At 45.5% G+C, this 17,766-nt stretch carries 17 protein-coding genes; 4 read left to right on the forward strand and 13 right to left on the reverse strand.

Going from position 1 to position 17,766, the window contains the following annotated elements; translation table 11 throughout:
* Positions 1 to 11 precede the first annotated feature (11 nt).
* A complete protein-coding gene (gene topA / locus QT987_RS24915) occupies positions 12 to 2,798 on the reverse strand; it encodes a type I DNA topoisomerase (protein ID WP_333245612.1) in 2,787 nt (928 codons plus the stop codon).
* A 479-nt stretch (positions 2,799 to 3,277) separates the two neighbouring features.
* On the opposite strand from topA, the gene QT987_RS24920 reads away from it, so the two are divergent.
* Positions 3,278 to 3,793, forward strand: coding sequence for a hypothetical protein (locus tag QT987_RS24920; RefSeq protein WP_333245614.1), 516 nt, complete (start codon positions 3,278 to 3,280; stop codon positions 3,791 to 3,793).
* Between the two features lie 1,112 nt (positions 3,794 to 4,905).
* Here QT987_RS24920 and QT987_RS24925 read toward each other — a convergent pair.
* The 7 genes from QT987_RS24925 to QT987_RS24955 all read right to left on the reverse strand — a co-directional run bounded on the left by QT987_RS24925 (position 4,906) and on the right by QT987_RS24955 (position 11,972).
* Complete coding sequence (locus QT987_RS24925) at positions 4,906 to 5,124, reverse strand: ISAzo13-like element transposase-related protein (protein ID WP_333245617.1); 219 nt, start codon at positions 5,122 to 5,124, stop codon at positions 4,906 to 4,908.
* A 569-nt stretch (positions 5,125 to 5,693) separates the two neighbouring features.
* Positions 5,694 to 6,962 carry a WcaI family glycosyltransferase gene (locus QT987_RS24930; RefSeq protein ID WP_333211975.1) on the reverse strand — a complete coding sequence of 423 codons (1,269 nt, stop codon included), beginning with the start codon at positions 6,960 to 6,962 and terminating at the stop codon, positions 5,694 to 5,696.
* Between the two features lie 161 nt (positions 6,963 to 7,123).
* Positions 7,124 to 7,561, reverse strand: coding sequence for an ATP-binding protein (locus QT987_RS24935; protein ID WP_333056578.1), 438 nt, complete (start codon positions 7,559 to 7,561; stop codon positions 7,124 to 7,126).
* 546 nt (positions 7,562 to 8,107) lie between these two features.
* Positions 8,108 to 9,106: a sugar transferase gene (locus QT987_RS24940; RefSeq protein WP_333245620.1), complete on the reverse strand. Its 999-nt coding sequence runs from the start codon at positions 9,104 to 9,106 to the stop codon at positions 8,108 to 8,110.
* 397 nt (positions 9,107 to 9,503) lie between these two features.
* Entirely contained in the window at positions 9,504 to 10,172 is a 669-nt protein-coding gene (locus QT987_RS24945) for a DUF3318 domain-containing protein (RefSeq protein WP_333056576.1), read from the reverse strand.
* Between the two features lie 548 nt (positions 10,173 to 10,720).
* Positions 10,721 to 10,873 (reverse strand): hypothetical protein, encoded by a 153-nt coding sequence (locus QT987_RS24950; RefSeq protein WP_333245623.1) that lies wholly within the window; start codon positions 10,871 to 10,873, stop codon positions 10,721 to 10,723.
* Positions 10,874 to 10,916: 43 nt separating this feature from the next.
* Positions 10,917 to 11,972 carry a hypothetical protein gene (locus QT987_RS24955; protein ID WP_333245626.1) on the reverse strand — a complete coding sequence of 352 codons (1,056 nt, stop codon included), beginning with the start codon at positions 11,970 to 11,972 and terminating at the stop codon, positions 10,917 to 10,919.
* 192 nt (positions 11,973 to 12,164) lie between these two features.
* Between QT987_RS24955 and QT987_RS24960 the strand changes: the two genes are divergently transcribed.
* Both QT987_RS24960 and QT987_RS24965 read left to right on the forward strand, forming a co-directional pair.
* Complete coding sequence (locus QT987_RS24960; protein ID WP_333245629.1) at positions 12,165 to 13,214, forward strand: ParA family protein; 1,050 nt, start codon at positions 12,165 to 12,167, stop codon at positions 13,212 to 13,214.
* Complete coding sequence (locus QT987_RS24965) at positions 13,198 to 13,803, forward strand: HEPN domain-containing protein (RefSeq protein WP_333245631.1); 606 nt, start codon at positions 13,198 to 13,200, stop codon at positions 13,801 to 13,803. The genes QT987_RS24960 and QT987_RS24965 overlap by 17 nt, the downstream gene beginning before the upstream one ends.
* A 107-nt stretch (positions 13,804 to 13,910) precedes the next feature.
* Here QT987_RS24965 and QT987_RS24970 read toward each other — a convergent pair whose 3' ends face one another.
* The 4 genes from QT987_RS24970 to QT987_RS24985 all read right to left on the reverse strand — a co-directional run bounded on the left by QT987_RS24970 (position 13,911) and on the right by QT987_RS24985 (position 16,191).
* Positions 13,911 to 14,168 (reverse strand): type II toxin-antitoxin system HicB family antitoxin, encoded by a 258-nt coding sequence (locus QT987_RS24970; RefSeq protein ID WP_333245634.1) that lies wholly within the window; start codon positions 14,166 to 14,168, stop codon positions 13,911 to 13,913.
* Complete coding sequence (locus QT987_RS24975) at positions 14,149 to 14,397, reverse strand: hypothetical protein (RefSeq protein WP_106148613.1); 249 nt, start codon at positions 14,395 to 14,397, stop codon at positions 14,149 to 14,151. Before QT987_RS24975 ends, QT987_RS24970 begins: the two co-directional genes overlap by 20 nt.
* A complete protein-coding gene (locus QT987_RS24980) occupies positions 14,366 to 14,698 on the reverse strand; it encodes a DUF6972 family protein (RefSeq protein WP_333245638.1) in 333 nt (110 codons plus the stop codon). Before QT987_RS24980 ends, QT987_RS24975 begins: the two co-directional genes overlap by 32 nt.
* 83 nt (positions 14,699 to 14,781) lie before the next feature.
* The gene (locus QT987_RS24985) at positions 14,782 to 16,191 is read right to left on the reverse strand and encodes a ferredoxin:protochlorophyllide reductase (ATP-dependent) subunit N (RefSeq protein ID WP_199292772.1); all 1,410 of its coding nucleotides are present in this window, start codon (positions 16,189 to 16,191) and stop codon (positions 14,782 to 14,784) included.
* 110 nt (positions 16,192 to 16,301) lie between these two features.
* Here QT987_RS24985 and QT987_RS24990 point away from each other — a divergent pair, with 110 nt between their 5' ends.
* On the forward strand, positions 16,302 to 16,592 hold the full coding sequence (locus tag QT987_RS24990) for a hypothetical protein (protein WP_333245641.1): 291 nt from the start codon (positions 16,302 to 16,304) through the stop codon (positions 16,590 to 16,592).
* An 86-nt stretch (positions 16,593 to 16,678) separates the two neighbouring features.
* On the opposite strand, the gene QT987_RS24995 is transcribed toward QT987_RS24990, so the two are convergent.
* Positions 16,679 to 17,766, reverse strand: a 1,088-nt coding sequence (locus tag QT987_RS24995; RefSeq protein WP_333245644.1) for a hypothetical protein, incomplete at its 5' end; no start/stop codon positions are given.

Here is a 17,766-nt window from a genome sequence, read left to right on the forward strand (position 1 = left end):
CTCAACTAATTTTACTTAGTTGTTTTCTTGGCTGTTGTCGCAGTCGCCGCCTTCTTAGTAGTCGTTTTCTTCGCCGCAGTCGTCGTCTTCTTAGCAGTCGTTTTCTTCGCCGCAGTCTTCTTCGTGGCAGTTTCCGATTTCGCCACAGTTGTCTTTGTTGACTTCTTCGACTTGCTGCTAGATTTTCCGCCTCCCGCCGCTTCCTTCGCTGCTAACAAATCCAGTGCTTTTTGTAAGGTGAAATTCTCCACAGATTCATCCTTCGACAAAGAAGCATTGATATCGCCGTGTTTCACATAGGGGCCGTAGCGGCCGTCGTAAACATTGATCAATTCTCCCGACTCGGGATGCGCGCCCAATTCCTTCAAAGGTGTGGCTGATTTGCTGCGGCCGCGGGCGGCTTTCGGCTGCGATAATAACTCTAATGCCCGATCGAGCTCGATCGTCAAAACATCATCCGGCGGTTTGATCGATCGATAATCTTTCCCCACCTTACCCTGGTCATGCACCACATAAGGCCCGTACATCCCCAAATTAGCTTGCACCTTCGCCCCCGTCTCCGGGTGAGATCCCAACAACCGAGGTAAAGTCAACAAACTCACCGCCATATCCAGCGTCACGCTATCCTTATCCGTCCCCTTCGGTAAAGAAGCCCGCTTCGGTTTCTTGTTCGTTTCCGAAACTTCTCCTAACTGAACGTATGGCCCATAACTGCCAATCAGCACATAAATCGGTTCCCCGGTTTCCGGGTGAAGACCCAATTTTTCCGGGCCTTCCATTTTTTGCTTTAACAGAAACTCCACTTGATCCGGATCTAAATCGGCCGGCGTCAAATCTTGGGGAATCGATGCTTTTACCAGGCCTTCTTCGCTTTCAGATTCCAGGTATGCGCCGAATTTGCCGATGCAGACTTTAGCAGAAATATTCTCCAAAACCACAGTTCGGGCAACTTTCGCGTCAATCTGACTTTCCTGTTCTTTAACTTGGGTTGCGAGTCCCGTTTCCCCTGTATAAAACTTTTGCAAATACGGCAGCCATTTCGCCTCGCCGGTGGCAATTTCATCGAGGGTTTGTTCCATTCGGGAAGTAAAACCAGTGTCTACTAAATCGGGAAAATGTGTTTCCAATAAAGTCGTGACGGCGAAAGCGGTGAATGTCGGAATGAGGGCGTTAGCTATTAATTTGGCGTATCCCCGATCGACAATTGTACCGATAATACTCGCATAGGTACTCGGACGGCCCACACCTTCGCTTTCGAGCATTTTGACCAGAGAAGCTTCCGTGTAGCGGGCGGGAGGTTGAGTTTCGTGCCCAACTGCCCCTAAATCCTTACAATTAGGTTTATCCCCCACCTTCAGCGCCGGCAAAATCACCTCCTGGTCTTCCAACGCCGCATCTGGATCGTCGGAACCTTCCACGTAGGCCCGCAAAAAGCCTGGAAAATCAATGCGTTTGCCGCTGGAACGGAAACCCGCATCTTCTACCTGAGTTTGTACCGTAACGTGAGTTTGGCGGGAATCGGCCATTTGAGAAGCGACAGTCCGCTTCCAAATCAAATCATAGAGGCGGAAATCAATCCCATCCAATCCCGTTTGCTGCGGAGTCCGAAAAGTGCTGCCGGCGGGACGGATAGCTTCGTGGGCTTCCTGCGCGCCTTTGCTTTTCGTGGTGTATTTGCGCGGTTGGGGGCTGAGGTATTCGCTACCGTAAAGTTCTTGCACGCAACTGCGCGCCGCTTCGATCGCCTGTTCGGACAAATGCACCGAATCCGTCCGCATATAGGTGATAAAACCGCGTTCGTAGAGGCTTTGGGCAATTCGCATGGTTTCCCGCGCACCCAGCCTCAGTTTGCGGTTAGCTTCCTGCTGCAAAGTCGAGGTCGTAAACGGTGGCGAGGGTTTGCGGGTGACTGGCCGTTCTTCGAGATTCGTGACAGTCCAAGGTTTGTTTTGAATGCGTGAAAGTAAAGCCCGCGCCTGTTCTTCGTTCAGCAAAAGTACGCGGCGGCCTGCGATAATTTGCCCGGTATTTTCATCAAAATCGCTGCCATTTGCAACTTTTACATTGCCGACTGTCACGAGTTTGGCATCAAAGGCACCCCCCTGTCCCCCCTTACCAAGGGGGGGATTGTCCGAAGCCCCCCCCTTACCAAGGGGGGGGTTGGGGGGGGTCAAAGTTGCTTTTAAATCCCAGTAGCTACCTTGGCGGAAAGCGCGGCGTTCCCGTTCCCGGCGCACCAAAAGCCTGACTGCGACTGACTGGACTCTACCGGCGGACAAACCCCAAGCGATTTTTTTCCACAGTAGCGGGGAGAGAGTGTAACCGACGAGTCTGTCGAGAATTCGGCGAGTTTCTTGGGCTTGTACAACTCGATTGTCGATATCGCGACAGTGAGTCAAAGCGTCGCGGATTGCTTCGCGGGTGATTTCGTGGAATACCATCCGCTTGATGGGCACTTTGGGTTTGAGGATTTGCAGCAAATGCCAGGAAATGCTTTCGCCTTCCCGGTCTTCGTCAGTGGCTAGAATCAGTTCTGTGGCGTCTTTGAGGGCGTCTTTGAGTTCTTTAACAATTTTCTTTTTATCTTTCGGGATGACGTAGAGGGGTTCAAAGTCTGCTTCCACGTTTACGCCCAGTTGCGCCCATTTTTCTCCTTTAACGGCTTCTGGTATTTCTTCGGCGGAGGATGGTAGGTCGCGGACATGGCCCATCGATGCCTCTACACGGTAGGTGGAGGGCAGGAAGTTGCGGATGGTGCGGGCTTTGGTAGGAGATTCGACGATGACTAAGGTTGACATGGCATCTTTTAAATATGGATGGCAGCGCAGCTAGAGGGTCTAAGTTAGAGAGTTTAGGTCAGATGTCAAGGTTTCTTTCAATTTTGGGCGATTATTTTCAAACTACCTTAATTTTTAACTTACTGCCGATCGGGTGGCAGGTGACAATGTGATGGGATTTTACTGCTTTGGGGGCAGAGGCTGCGAATCACGTCTCTACAAGATGCACCGGATGATGACCTGACTTTAGCAGAATTGTCGGTAACTGGATGTTGAGACTGCTGGATGCGGGCGGATGGTTCCTCAATCTGGTTGTAACTTGAAGCTTGGGAAAGGTTGGGGCGAGCGATTTTAGATTTTAGATTTTAGATTTTAGATTGGGGAATATTTACTGAGTTGAGGTTTTGGGCGATCGATTGCGCGATTTTAGATTTTAGATTTTAGATTTTAGATTGGGAAAGATTGACTGAGTTGAGGTTTGGGACTTTGGTCAGTACGCAGTGCAGCATCAGCGCGGCGATCGGAAGGAAAGCCATCACAGAGGGTTAAAATTATTTGAGCGATCGAGCAATTCGATGAATAATGCTATGACATTTGAATTCGACCATCTTTTCATCCTTACTGATATTGGTGCTCCCGAAGCCGATCGCCTATCATCCTTCGGTTTAGTTGAGGGTGGATCTCGCATTCATCGCGGACAAGGTACAGCCAATCGCTGTTTCTTTTTCCATAACGCAATGTTGGAATTGTTATGGGTTCACCATCCAGAAGAGGCGAAGTCTGAGCGAATTCATCAGACTCGTCTTTGGGAGCGATCGACAAATCGGAATAATGGTGCGTGTCCGTTTGGCATTTGTTTGCCTCCACCCAAAGGTTCTGAGGACATAGTTGCATTTTCTAGTTGGGCATATCGTCCACCTTATTTACAGCATATTCTATGTATATGTAGTACACACAATTTTCTAGCCCGTGTAAGGTGCGGATACCCGTCAATCTGCAAGTTTTATCAAATATGAAGCAGATCCGCACCCGGAGGATTAACACCACACAATATAGCTGGCAATGTACTTTATGAACCACAGAATATGCTGTATCTGAAACGATGAGTATCGCAGTAGAAAAAAATAGTGATGTTTTGACTGAGCCCATGCTTTTCCAAAATTCCTTTGGTAAAGGTCTCGATCAATACTCTGCCGATCGGGCATGAAAAATAAATAACTTAATGAATTACTCCTGTTGGGGAACGGCTCGATAATTCCATTTTGACCAATATTACTCGAAAATAATTTGCATTGTATTTGACAAATCATCAGCCGCCTTTCGACCAGTTTGATCTAATTTATTAAAAATATTTACCTCTACAGCAGATATTCCATTTTTATTTTTTTACACGAGAGCTTTTACTAATTATTGAATAGTAATAATTACTCCTTTACAATCCTTGGCAATATGAGTAAAAAATCGATATTATTTCTTGATTGTATTTAGACGTAAGGATCTGGAATTAAATAACTTACAATTTTAATTGTTATTGTGGGATGGGCGTCCCGCCCGTCATGAGTGGACGGGCGGGACGCCCATCCCACTTTCAAGAGTGGTAGTTATTTAATTCTCATTCCTAAGCTGTGGAGCATTTAAACCATTAACGCTCCAGGTAAGGTGCGTCATTACAGAAGTGTTTCCCGCATAAGCGCGTAAGTGTTCACTCCTGACAACGAATTTTTTTATGGTACCCGCCACGTGATTTATCCGTGGAATCAATCCAAAATCTCAAATCGAAAACCCTCACCCCCCCGCATTTATACGTGGGGTCAATTCTTTCATCTAAAATCTAAAATCTATTGACGCACCATACAAGCCTCGTTACTGGTTTAAATGCTCCACAGCTTAGGTAGCTTTACCATAATTTTCCTACCAGTTTTTTAAATAGTCACAGGCTAATTAACTGGTATCTTTACTATTTATTAATGTTATCTATCCTCGATTTTATTAACAATCATAAATTCCCTGGGGAATTACTTTGCCGTGACCTAAACTCCAAAAATCATGAGCGAAAGTAGTGACAGGTTCCTTTGTATAAAGAGTTCCCAGACGATACAAAGTTCTTGAAATTTCTTTCTTTTTGGTATCAAAACGGTTGGATAGGATTGCTGGATTCTCTATACTCTGCATGAAGTCTAGCAATTTTTTTAAATTGAGCATCCCGATTTTGATTGATTTCTATTGTTTGTTTTTTTTGAGCTTTTCGTTTCACATACCCATGCTTTTTTAATAGTTTGGCAACTAAGGGGAGACTAATGGTAAAACCTGCTGCCCGTAATCCAGAAGCTATTTCTTTATGCGTCAAATTAGTTTCTTTGATTCATTCATTCATCGGGTATCCGGCTGTGAATTTTTTAAAAGTTATAAAAAGGCTGCATCAATGCCTATTTGAGTAGACAGAATACTTTTTCTTCCCCCTCCTTTCTTTCTGATCCTGGAACTATTGAGTGTCGGTTCGTCCATTTTTTCTAAATCTTCCAATCCCTTGATGAGGGTATTTCGACTGCATCCCACAAGTTGCATTACATAGCTAATTCCACCCCACCCTAATTTTTGAGTTTAAGAAAGCTGCATACCTTATTTTATCCTTTTCTGATAATGATTTATAAAATTTTATCATTTATGAGTCAATTGAATTAAATAAAACATGAGTTTAAAAGTTAATTAGAATAGTTAAGTAGAAAAATCTGTTGTGAGTCTATCTGTCTAGGAGTGAAAATTGTAATCTCACACTTTTTTTATTATATTCATTATAACCGATAACTCATCAATTTATTGATTTTTCATTCCTAAGTTGCTATTCTACACCCATCTTACTAATTTTATCTTGTCAACTGGATCGATTTCATTTACCGGAGCGATCGCCCCTAGCGATCATTTCGGCAAAGGCTCCAATATTTTCTCACCATGACTCGCTGCCACCGCCGCAAATAAAGCTTCATAATGATTCAAAGCTTCCTCAAATCCGTAATTCTCTACAGCATAATTTCTGCCTTGCTCGCCCAAGGCATCCACCTTAGCAGGGTGCAGGTACAAATCCTCAACAGCCTCAGCCAAAGCTTGCGGATCTTCCGGCGCTACCACCACCCCGCCACCGCTTTGCTGCACTGCTTTCTGGGCCGTACCAGTTTCGGGAACCGACGCCAAAATTGCCCGACCACTGGCGAGAATTACTTGAATTTTTGAAGGCATATTGAAGTTAGTAACGCGACGCTTTTGTACGACTAAACTAACATCAGCAGCAGCTAACAATTCCGGCAATTTTTCTCGCGGTTCAAATGGTAGCAACATTACATTATTAGCTTTGTAAGTTTCGCAATCTTGTTGCAAGCGCGCCAAGGCTGTTGATTCCCCCACAATTACAAAAGCAATTTCAGTTATGTGTTTCAAACGAGCCGCTGCTTGGACAACTGTTTGCAAGCCTTGAGTTAGGGCAATATTGCCAGCATAGAGAACGACAAATTTGCCCTTGAGTTTGTGAGTTTCTCGAAATGAGTTACTTTCCTTGGGTAAGGGCCGAATGAAATTGACATCAACCCAATTGGGAACGCAAACTATTTTTTCCGGGGGTACTCCCTGAGAGTGCAATTTTTTGACAAAACCGCTGTCGATGACGCTGACTTGGCTGGCTGTGTTGTAGGCAAATTTTTCTAAGGCGTCAGCAATGCCAACTAGCAGTCCGTTTTTTTTGACCAAGCCGACGCGCACGGCTGCTTCTGAGACGATATCCTGAACGTTGAGGACGATCGGGCAAGCGCGAATCCAGCCGTAAAAGGCGACTGGGACGCAAATCGGTAAAGGGGGCATGGTCGAGAAAATCACGTCGGGACGCCAGCCTCTGAAGGCTTGGACGGCGCTGGAGACTACAAAACTGCCGTCTAGCACAAGTCGGTCTAGGAGGCTGGGGTGGGGGCCGTTGACGCGCAGATAGCTGCGCTGAATGGTGACGCCGTTGTGTTCTTCGGTGAGGTAAAATTTGCCCTCATATTGCGGATAAATCCGGCGCTGCGGATAGTTGGGCATTCCTGTGACGACTCGGACTTGGTGGCCGCGCTTGACTAAGCCTTGCGCTAGTTCTGTCATCAGGGGGGCAATGCCGATCGGCTCTGGATAGTAGTTATAGGAATAAATTAGAATACGCATAATATTTATTTTGAAGCAAATTGTCCTCCAGTCGCGTGCATCGAGCCTGCACCCGCAGAATTGCAGACGATGTGGTTGGGTTCCAGGTAGGACAATAGGGAGCGAGGGGATCTTCCACTGCTTGCGAAAGAAGCCGCCCTTACCGGGCGGGTATCGCGCCCTCAGCTAATGTTTTTTCGCATTACCAGGCAGTTGCGGCGATCGTCGGTACGGATATACCGAAGGTCGTCTGTGAGCTTGTACATGAACACCAGTCCCCTTTCTCCTTCTCTGTCCAAAGGATCGCGCTGCTCTTGCATAATCGAGTGCAGCTTTGCTTCTAAGTTGAAGGGTTGACCCCTGTCCCAAATCCTAATTTCTAAGTAATCGGCAAACACTTTTACCTCAATGTCTATGGGCGTTGTGGAGGGCAAGTTCTGGTGAGCGTGGCGGACAGCGTTTGTAAAGCCTTCGTTGATTATCAGTCGGCACTGCCACCAAAAATCCGCTGGTATCATGGGCAAAACGATATTCTCCAACCATTCCAAAACGGATGTTAAAGCATTCAGGTCTGTTTCAACCTGCAGGTGCCACTCGGCCTTTGGTTGCTTGTCTTTCATCTTTCTTCCCCCAGGTCGGCCCCCACCACCGCTGTACTCAGCGCCGGAGGGAGAGAAAAAGGAGGGCAAGGTCTTGGCAACATATTAGTTAAGTCAAGCTTGAGTTGAAGAAGCCCGTTTTGCCTCAAGGTGAGCATTCCTTTCGCACCATTTACTCGCACAGCAAATGAGAGACTTCCGATACTGTAACCCGCCTCGGTAGGGCGTTTAAATAGGGAAAATTTCCGAGTCAGCTTGGGAGGCAGTGATTTAAGCTTCGACTGTGTTAGCAGTCGCTACTTTTCTAAACACAGGTGAGTTCTTCTCGTCCTCGAAAATCATGCTGGGATCATTCGAGTATGACTCGAACTCGTCAATTGCTAATTATTAATGCTCTGATTGCAGAGCTGGCAACTAGCTGTGCATTTTCTGGGCGTGTGAATTTTAACACTTAATGCTAACGTAGGTATCGCTAGCGATCGTCTGCTTGACTAAGTATCGAGTTCGAGTTCCCGCCCCCCGTCGGCAACACCACCTCAAAGTTCAGCGGTGGGTTGTTGAGGGTTCCTACACAGCGCCACTATTTTTGTTAAACAGGACTGTTACAGTTTTGACAATTAGTTTGAGGTCATACACCAGGCTCCAGTTTTGTTGGTATTTTAAATCTAAACGGATGACATCTTCAAAATCGCGGACTTGAGAGCGACCGTTGACTTGCCATTCCCCTGTCATCCCGGGTTTGACATCCAAACGCTGCCACTGAGGGACTTCGTAGCGCTCTACTTCGTCTGGGGTAGGCGGTCTGGTGCCGACTAGACTCATTTCGCCTTTGAGCACGTTCCAAAACTGCGGCAGTTCATCGAGGCTGGTTTTGCGTAAGATGCGCCCGACTTTAGTAATCCGCGGGTCGTTGTCATTTTTGAAAAATGCGCCAGAAGCCTGGTTTTTGATTTGGTCTTTCATGGCTTCGGCGTTGGTACACATCGATCGAAATTTCCAAATCCGAAATTGTCTGCCCATCCAGCCACAGCGGGTTTGACCGAAAAATATCGGGCCTGGATCGTTGATAGTGATGGCTGCAGCTATGGGTACGAGCAAAATTCCTGTAATTATCAAACCGACGATTGCCCCAACGATATCTATCAGCCGCTTCACCCACGATTGCACTGAAGGGTGGGTCATCGGTAGCTGATTGTCCGAGGGCTTGGTCTCTGTGGGAGTTGAGGTTGGAGAGGGCTGCTCGATCGTCAGCACTTGATCTAGGCTGGTGAGAGCAAATACTGCCATCACCTGCGGCTTGAGGCTTCGGAGCACCAAGTCACTCTCTCGCTGTTTGGCAAATTTCAGATTGCTGACTAAAGCACCTATCCCGCTACTGTCGATGAATGTCGTCTGACTGAAGTCTAGGACAATCTTGCTGGGAACGGTGCTGCCCGAAAAAAGTTGCTGACAGGTTGTCTTGAAGTTTACGGCTTCAAGTACGCTCAAGCGCACGGGTATGTGAACTGAGGGAATCTCGTCCGAGTACGTTACCCGAAAATCTGCCTCTGGGGTTTGACTGACCATGAAGTCCTGGTTTCAAATTTCAAGCTGATGTCTTTAGCCTATTCTGTCCTAGCAGCTCCACCTTTACCAAATATTATGGTTAACAAAAGGCTAGCTTTATACAAACTTTACAAAAATGCCTGCCAACTCGCCCACCGAGAATGATATCAAAGGCAAAAATAGACTTGAGTCTACCAGTGCCAGTTTTGGCCTAAAGATTTTTGAACACCGTCGAGGCCAAACTTTGACATCGGAATCAAGATTTTTGTGGATTCAGGCCGATTAATCTTGTCGTTAATCATTTTGGTGCGTGTCTTGCACCGGATAGCCATCGCAGTTAACAGTTAACAGCTAACACAGAAGTCAACAGTTAACGGTTAACTGGAAAACCCCCGTAACAAGCGTCGGGGGGATGAGCTTAAGAATTGTAGACGTTTTCTGACTGAGAGGTTTCGCGGGTGATGGGTTTGACTTTGGCTTTGGCTTTGGCTGCGTTGCGTTTGAGGGCCTGGAGACGAGCTTCGTATTTAGCCCGCTGCTGTTTTTTGGAGGTTTGTTCGATTAAGGTTTTTAAGGCGCTGCCGAGGCTTTTGTAGGCGTTTGGGAGAGTGTAGCCGAAGCGGGTGGCTAGGGCGAGGGCTTTTTCGTCGGCGTCTATTGCTTCTTTTAAACTTTTCTCTCCGTTGTTTTTTTGGTAAAGTCTCCAGCCGGAGACGCCGCACAGGGATAGGGCTAGTAACAGCAGCAAGCCGTCTTGCACCCAAAGTTCGCCGACAGCGCCGCCTAAACCAATGGCGAGGGCTGCCATTTCCCAACCGTCTCTGGGAATGGTGTCGTTTTGGATTCTGGCGACTTCGTGCCAAAATAGGAGGTTGCGCTGATCCATTGCTAGCTGTTCCCAGCGGATCAGGTCTATTTGGATTTCTACCTGGTCTTTGCCTATTTCTTCGCTGCGGATCAGGGTAGGATTAACTTCTATTGTTTTTTCTACTGTTACCCAACTTTGGAGTTCTGGGGGCAGTATGTTTTTCAAGCGCCGGATCTCACTCATCTCGGCTCTTGCTGTAGAGGTTGCATAGGATGTCATAGCTCCGGCCTATTGATTTTCCAAAGGTTAATATGTGTATATTTCTGGAGTATAGCAAACCTTGAATCCAAATATAGTCGAGTAAGGAGGGGTCGATCGACCAATACTTGCAAATTTACTTGATTTTAGTCTCAGCGGGCGATCGCAACTGCCGACTCGATCCTTGATTTTCGACTATTTCATCAACAGTTCGATTTCTTGTCGCAATTTCGACCAAGCCGACAAAACTTCCGGCTGAGAAGTTATGCCTTTTTGAACTAAAACAACTCCGTCAAATACTTCAGAAAATCCCTACAAACCTCGCCGTAGAGATTCATCGGTAAAACGCACTCCCCCCCGAACTCTACCTCTGTCAATCGGAGATTTTAAATTCTTATGCTGTAAATGCCACAAGTCATAATCAACAGCTAATTTTTTTAAAAGGGCGACAACTTAATCCGTGTAATATGAGTCGAAAACCTTGTTTTATCTTCGATGACGCGATATATATAGGGAAAATAAAGTTTTGCAACTCTTCTTTTTGTCCCAACATACTCTCTTTTTTTGCCTCATTTAATATTCATTTTTTTATCTTTTTTTGCTACATGAGCGCGATCGCCCACAGTCGGGTGTTCGATCGCGCACAGTAGCGAGTCGGAGGGCCCGCTGCTGGCACTAACTGCTGGTCTCCCCTCTTTCCTTCTTGCAGTGGATCTTACCACTTTTCGGGGATTTACACACATCATTTAGACGCGATTTAAATGATTAAAGTGACTTCAAAATACCGCTTTCCAACTGATAAATTGCTGCCATAATCCCGCTTTCAGGATTTGTGAGGAGGGACTTTTTGACATCTTTCAAGTATTCTACAATATGTTCCCGCAAAATCGGTCTTTCTACTTTGACTGTGTGATTGTAATCCCACAAATCCCAAATGATAATTCCGATGCCGACAATCGGATCGATTAAACTTACTCCCAACTGACTAGCAACTGTACCGCCTGTTTTTGTGGCTACCTTGGCGGCGGCTTTGCTGGCAACTTTTGCCGTAACTTTACTACCAACTTTAGCTGCGACTCCCAAAATTAAGGGTTTAGCAACCAAGTAACCGCTACCGCCAACTAATACTTTTAATGATAAATTCGAGACGTTTCCTTTGTCGCTAATTGTGGTGGCAATATCGTTCAGATATTTGTCCCACTGTACTTGCGGTATATTATAATTGTTTTGCACTACTTTCACATTCTTGCTAACTTCTGATATGTACAAATTAGCAGTATCTTGAGTGATTAATTGAAATCGCAGTTGAGCGTTTTTGGGAACCAGCACCCGGTTAGCAAATTCTCTTTGAAAATCTTCGGTTAATTTTTCGGAAACAGCACGAGATGCTGCTGTCATATCAAATCTGTTGAGTACGGCAGATTTCACAAAATTAAAAGGTACGGTAAACTCCATCTTTTTTTGATTGAAGTAATCAAAGTACCAATCGAGGAAACTATTGTCAACTCTTGCAATTACTTCGGTTTCCCATTTGTCCAACTCTTTTGATGCGAAAGTTTCTGCTGTTATATGGGATTTTTGGATGGCGTTTTTAATGTCTTGGTTGACTTTGCTAAAATCGTGTGGCGGCGAGACTACAACTGCTGTGGTTCCGGTATTGGTTAGTGACTGGGAAATTAGAAAGTTACCGAATAGGGGAATGATGACTACGAGAATTACGATCGTCCAAATCATCGGTGTCACAGTTTTGATAAACTGACCGATAACTCTGAGACGTTCTGTTTTCTCTGAATAGCTAATTTTTTCCTTGTCTTGACTCATGGCGGTTTCTCAACTGATGAGAGTTGGGCTAGTTTCGATTATAGGCGATCGTACTTGCGATCGTGTTACGGGCGTGTGGGCTGGGATTCTGGAAAAGTTGGGGAAAAAGTGCGCCCTTTCATCCCTGACTGTATAATAGTCATAGCCTTAGTTATAGCTCAGGTACTGACTTCCCCAAAAGTATAAAAAAAGATGGTTCAGAAAATAGCTCTATTTAATCACAAGGGCGGCGTTAGCAAAACAACCACTACATTTAATCTAGGATGGATGTTAGCCACCAAGGGAAAAAAAGTAATCATAGTGGATGCAGATCCGCAATGTAACCTGACAGGAATGGTTTTGGGATTTTCAACTAAGGAAGAATTAGAGGGATTATATCAAAAAAACCAGAATATTAAATCAGGCTTAGCACCTGCATTTGAATCAAGGCCTAAGCTAATTGAAGCTGTAGATTGTTTGCCAGTAGAAGGGTGTGATGGTCTGTTTTTGTTGCCCGGTCATGTGGGACTTGCTGAATACGAGGTAACATTAGGCATTGCACAAGAGCTAAGTGGTTCAATTCAAGCACTGCAAAACTTACCCGGTTCAATTTCTTATCTTTTGCAAAAAACAGCAGATAAGTTTAACGCAGATTATATTTTGATTGATATGAGTCCAAGTTTAAGCTCAATCAATCAAAATCTACTGATGACCAGTGATTTTTTTATACTTCCTACCAGTCCTGACTTTTTTTCAGTAATGGCGATCGATTCTTTGGCAACAATTTTGCCAAAATGGTATGCTTGGGCTCAAAAAGCTTCTGAAATGAGGATTTTGCAAGATGCTGCCTATCCATTTCCAAAAGTTACACCGCGCTTTCTTGGGACTGTAGTTCAAAATTATCGAATAATACGTCAAGAACCCGCTGCTGCTTTTCAGAAGTGGATAAATGCCATTGAAGAAGCTGTTTCTACTAGATTAGTACCATCTTTGCAAATAAATAATATGCTACTAAATAATCAGATGTACAATTCTCAAGGAATTGGCAGTGACTTCTGCCTTGCAAAAATTTCTGACTTTAACAGCCTTATTGCTAAGTCTCAAGAGCATCAAACACCAGTTTTTGCCCTCACCTCTGAGCAAATAGAACAGAGTGGTATAGTTTTAACAGATGCTCTAAAAGCACAAAAACCCTTCAGAGAAGCTTTTTCCAAACTAGCAGACAGAGTTATTGGGTTAACGTGCCATGCAGTCAGCAATTGATCTATTTCGCATCAGTATTACCCGCGTTCGCGATTTAATTGCTGTGCATAATTCTCTAAAAGCTCAAGCTAGTAGTGTTCTCGATCTTTCAGATATGCTCAGAGCTGCACTTGTTCTAGCGGTTAGCGCTTTGGACTATTATATTCACGAAGTTGTTAGGATAGGAATGTTAGAAATTCACCGAGGCCAACGTCCTGAACCTCCAGCATTTTCGCGGTTTCAAATTTCACTGGGTAACGCTCGCGCTGGTATAAACGCAGGACAAAATATTGATTCCTGGCTAGAAGATGAAATTAGACAGCGCCACAGCTACAAAAGTTTTCAGCAGCCAATTGCTATAGCTGATGCTATCCGGCTGATTTGCGATAAAAAGTTGTGGGAAGAAGTTTCTACTAACATGGTTATGTCCGAGCGAGATATAAAACAACAACTAATTCTGATTGTCGATCGCCGGAATAAGATTGCACATGAAGCAGATATAGATCCTACTTTATCATTAGGGAATCGCTGGCCTATTGATGAACTATTAGTTAATGAAGCGGTTGATTTTCTTGAGCAAGTTGTTGAGAGCATACACAAGATTTTGTAACTTGCGAGTCTAGACAATTGAAGGTAAAGGAATCTCATAGCTGTAGGGTGCGTCGCTATGGGATAAATGCTTTCGTGCCGAGAATTGTCGAAGCGACGCACCCTACTTTAACTTTTAGCAGGTAAAGGAATCTCATGGCCGCACTCATAAGCCGTCTCTATCCACAATTCCCTAGCTTCGTCAATATTCTCCATCGCTTCCGATAAAGTTTCACCCTGAGACATACAGCCCGGAAGGTTTTTTATGATAGCTGTGTATCCTTCAGCTTCCGGGTGAAAACTGATAGGATACTTCAGGCTCAAGTAATAATCTAGAGATTTAAGCTTGACTTTCATCATCAATAACTTAAGCCACTTGCTCAACATTGAGCCGCCCTTCAACCCGCTCATATTCATCTTCAAGCAGCCAAAGCCTTGCTTCCTCATAGCTAGAACAAGCAAAAACAATCTTATAGTCTTCAGTCGGGTCGAAAATGCAAAAATTATTTTTATCATCACCGAGCAACATCAAAACATAAGGAGGGACAGAGGTAGGGTCAACCCATATTTCTGTAAACTGCCAGTTATTTGCTAGGTTGGGTACGGGGGATGACATGATATTTATCTCCTATCACTTTAATTTCACCGTAATGTAAAGGAATTTGGCTGCCATCACTCTGAATTCTATAACCAATTGGGCTGGCAAAGTAGAGTCCATATCGTTCGTGATTGCGAATAATGCCTGTGAATTCCCCCTTTTCTATTATGGCTTGTGCCACTCTAATCATTGTAGCTTCATTGTTAAATACATGAGCAGATCCCCCTCGCTGCAATAACCTTTGCATTTGTAGTGTATCTGGGAGATGCTTGGCAATGTGTCTATTGTCTATAGTTAATTCACGGTTAATACCACTCATTTAATCGGAAAATCTCAGTAATTTTTGAATAAAAACCCCGCTTTATTTAAAAAAGCGGGGTTTTTATTCAAGGCTAAAAACGATTAAACCTTCGCTTCATTCTTCACCAAATTACCCCAACCCAAATCCTTCAGCGAATTATTCCGGCGCAGCGGACGAGTCACTAACTCCAAAATATCCCGCGCATTACCAAAGCCGTGAATCTGAGCAAAAGTAAACTCAACAGACCACTTAGTATTAATTCCCCGCGCTTCCAAAGGATTAGCGTGAGCCATACCAGTAATCACCAAATCAATATTCTGCTCGTAAATCCGCTGCAACTGATTGTAATTATCGGGTTTCTCCACAATCCGAGGAGTAGGAACTCCCATCTCGTGACAAGTCTTTTCTAACAAAGCCAATTCGGCGGCTTGATAGCGTTTGTCCATGTAAGGAATGCCGATTTCCGGGCAAGTCATGCCGCAGCGAATCAAGAAACGTGCTAAAGAAATCTCCAGCAAATTGTCGCCCATAAAGAAGACAGATTTGCCGCGAATTATTTGCAGGTAATCTTCCAAACCAGCCCAAATTTGCGCTTCCCGTTCGTCCAAACCTTTTGGTTCAATCCCCAACACTGAGCAAATCTTTTCAATCCAAGCGCGAGTTCCGTCAGGGCCGATCGGGAATGGCGCACCAATTAGCTTACACTTGCGGCGGCGCATCAACGTAGAAGCAGTACGCGACAAGAACGGATTCATACCCGATACATAATAACCTTCTTCCAAGACTGGCAATTCAGTGTAGCGCTTGGAAGGAAGCCAACCGGAAACTTTGATTCCTTGCTTCTTCAATTCTAGAGTTAGCTGAGTAACAACCGGATCGGGCAAAGAACCAAAAAGTACCAGCGGTGTGTGCTTGACATATTCCGATTCATCTGCTGCAACTTCCTCTTTTTTCTTACCGAAATTCAGCAGTTGAGAGATAGCATTGCGTTCTTGTTTCTGAGATTCCATCACGGGCGCTTTCTCAGGACATTTAGCAGCCATCGCTGCTAAAACGGTATCTTCCCCTTGAGTAAAAGCGTAATCCAAGCCGTTAGCGCGCGCTGTGACGATGGGAATGCCAATTTCTGCTTCGAGTTTCGGCGCTAACCCTTCCAAATCCATTTTGATGATTTCGGTGGTGCAAGTGCCGATCCAAACAATTACACTGGGGTTACGATCGCGCTTAATTTGCAAGCACAGCCGCTTCAACTCATCATAATCGTTTAACTGAGCGGAAATATCGCCCTCTTCCAACTCAGCCATCGCATAGCGAGGCTCAGCAAAAATCATCACGCCCATTGCGTTTTGCAAGAAATAGCCACAAGTCTTGGTACCGATGACCAAGAAAAAGCTATCTTCAATTTTTTGATAAAGCCAAGCTACGCAGCTAATCGGACAAAAGGTGTGATAATTGCCTGTTTCGCATTCAAAGTTTAAAGCTTCCGGTTCATTAGTAGTAATAGCAGTCATATCTCAAATCTTCTCCATTTAAATTGTTTTTCGTCTGAAACAGGACAGGCTCGCCTAGCGATGAAGTACCTGTATTTTGCGATCGCATCTCTTGCTGCGGACAAGCATAAGTGGTTTTTCAGGTTGTTTTTCGTCTCGAACGCGAACAGGCGCAGTGGCGAGGAAACACCTGTGAAAGTGCGATCGCGCTGAAGCAGCGAACAATAATAGAAATACCTGGTTTTGGCGTAATTTCTCAGAAAAATAGATGCAGCAAACTCAATATTTCCGCAGCAGCCGCAGCATCCAAAATTCTGGCTAAAAAATTCTGCGCGAGGGCATACAATCCCTCACAGCAGGGATTTAGTTTACTTCAATTCGCTAAGGCCAAAAGCCTTTTGGCAGTTGTGAGTTGGAGCTAATTAAAAATTAACAACTCGCAACTCACAACTCACAAATAGAGCGGGAAACTTCAAGACTAGAAGAGACGCGGGCGATCGCAACAACCTCACTTAAAATCAGATAAAAAGCCGGAAATTTCTTCATCTTCATCGTCGGAATCCAAATCACCGAGATCTAGAGCATCTAAATCATCTTCATCTGGATCTCCGGTAGTTGCTTCCCCCAGATCGTCGAGTCCGAGATCGTCGAGGTCATCGTCATCAGATACAGAGAAATCGTCAATACCGTCATCGTCCAAGTCGCCCAGATCCATGTCTAGGTCATCTGAGGTCGCTGTCCCAAAAGGATCGGGTATTTCTTCGGCGACAAACTCTGCATCTTCTTCCCCAAACGGATCGGAAATCCCCGATTCGAGATCTCCAGAGGTCAAAGTCCCAAATTGTGAGGCTTCATCTTCCTCGTCATCGCCGAGGTCGAGACCGCCCAAAGCCAAGGCTTCATCTTCCTCGTCATCGCCGAGGTCGAGACCGCCCAAAGCCAAGGCTTCATCTTCCTCGTCATCGCCCATATCAAAGTCAGATACGGCGTCTTCCTCGTCATCGCCCATATCAAAGTCAGATACGGCGTCTTCCTCATCGTCGCCCATATCAAAGTCAGATACGGCGTCTTCCTCATCGTCTTCGAGACCGAGACCGTCCAAAGCCGAGGCTTCTTCCTCATCGTCGTCCATGTCGAAGTCGGAGACCGCTTCTTCCTCATCGTCGTCCATGTCGAAGTCGGAGACCGCTTCTTCCTCGTCATCGCCCATGTCCAAGTCGGAGACTGCTTCTTCCTCGTCATCGTCCATGTCGAAGTCGGAGACTGCTTCTTCCTCGTCATCGCCCAGGTCGAAGTCGGAGACTGCTTCTTCCTCGTCATCGCCCAGGTCGAAATCAGAGACTGCTTCTTCCTCAAACTCATCGAAGGATTCGTCGTCGGAGCTCAGTGCTGACGCCGCCGCAGCCAGACCGGCAGCTCCGGCGACTCCGGCGACTACTCCGGCTGCTGCTAACGCCGCACCGCCCAATTTATTAGATTTGGCATCAGCGGGTGCAGCAGTTGCAGTTTGAGCCGCTGTGGGTGCAGCAGTTGCAGTTTGAGCCGCTGTGGGTGCAGCAGTTGCAGTTTGAGCCGCTGTGGGTGCAGCAGTTGCAG

The organism is Microcoleus sp. SVA1B4, from assembly GCF_036700545.1.
GTDB lineage: Bacteria > Cyanobacteriota > Cyanobacteriia > Cyanobacteriales > Microcoleaceae > Microcoleus.

Excerpts from the sequence above, each read along its gene's own strand:
- QT987_RS24955 (WP_333245626.1), bottom strand. The coding sequence starts at position 11,972 with ATGAGTCAAGACAAGGAAAAAATTAGCTATTCAGAGAAAACAGAACGT.
- QT987_RS24980 (WP_333245638.1), bottom strand. The coding sequence starts at position 14,698 with ATGAGTGGTATTAACCGTGAATTAACTATAGACAATAGACACATTGCC.
- topA (WP_333245612.1), bottom strand. The coding sequence starts at position 2,798 with ATGTCAACCTTAGTCATCGTCGAATCTCCTACCAAAGCCCGCACCATC.
- QT987_RS24940 (WP_333245620.1), bottom strand. The coding sequence starts at position 9,106 with ATGGTCAGTCAAACCCCAGAGGCAGATTTTCGGGTAACGTACTCGGAC.
- QT987_RS24960 (WP_333245629.1), top strand. The coding sequence starts at position 12,165 with ATGGTTCAGAAAATAGCTCTATTTAATCACAAGGGCGGCGTTAGCAAA.
- QT987_RS24970 (WP_333245634.1), bottom strand. The coding sequence starts at position 14,168 with ATGTTGAGCAAGTGGCTTAAGTTATTGATGATGAAAGTCAAGCTTAAA.
- QT987_RS24930 (WP_333211975.1), bottom strand. The coding sequence starts at position 6,962 with ATGCGTATTCTAATTTATTCCTATAACTACTATCCAGAGCCGATCGGC.
- QT987_RS24975 (WP_106148613.1), bottom strand. The coding sequence starts at position 14,397 with ATGTCATCCCCCGTACCCAACCTAGCAAATAACTGGCAGTTTACAGAA.
- QT987_RS24985 (WP_199292772.1), bottom strand. The coding sequence starts at position 16,191 with ATGACTGCTATTACTACTAATGAACCGGAAGCTTTAAACTTTGAATGC.
- QT987_RS24945 (WP_333056576.1), bottom strand. The coding sequence starts at position 10,172 with ATGACATCCTATGCAACCTCTACAGCAAGAGCCGAGATGAGTGAGATC.
- QT987_RS24935 (WP_333056578.1), bottom strand. The coding sequence starts at position 7,561 with ATGAAAGACAAGCAACCAAAGGCCGAGTGGCACCTGCAGGTTGAAACA.
- QT987_RS24965 (WP_333245631.1), top strand. The coding sequence starts at position 13,198 with ATGCAGTCAGCAATTGATCTATTTCGCATCAGTATTACCCGCGTTCGC.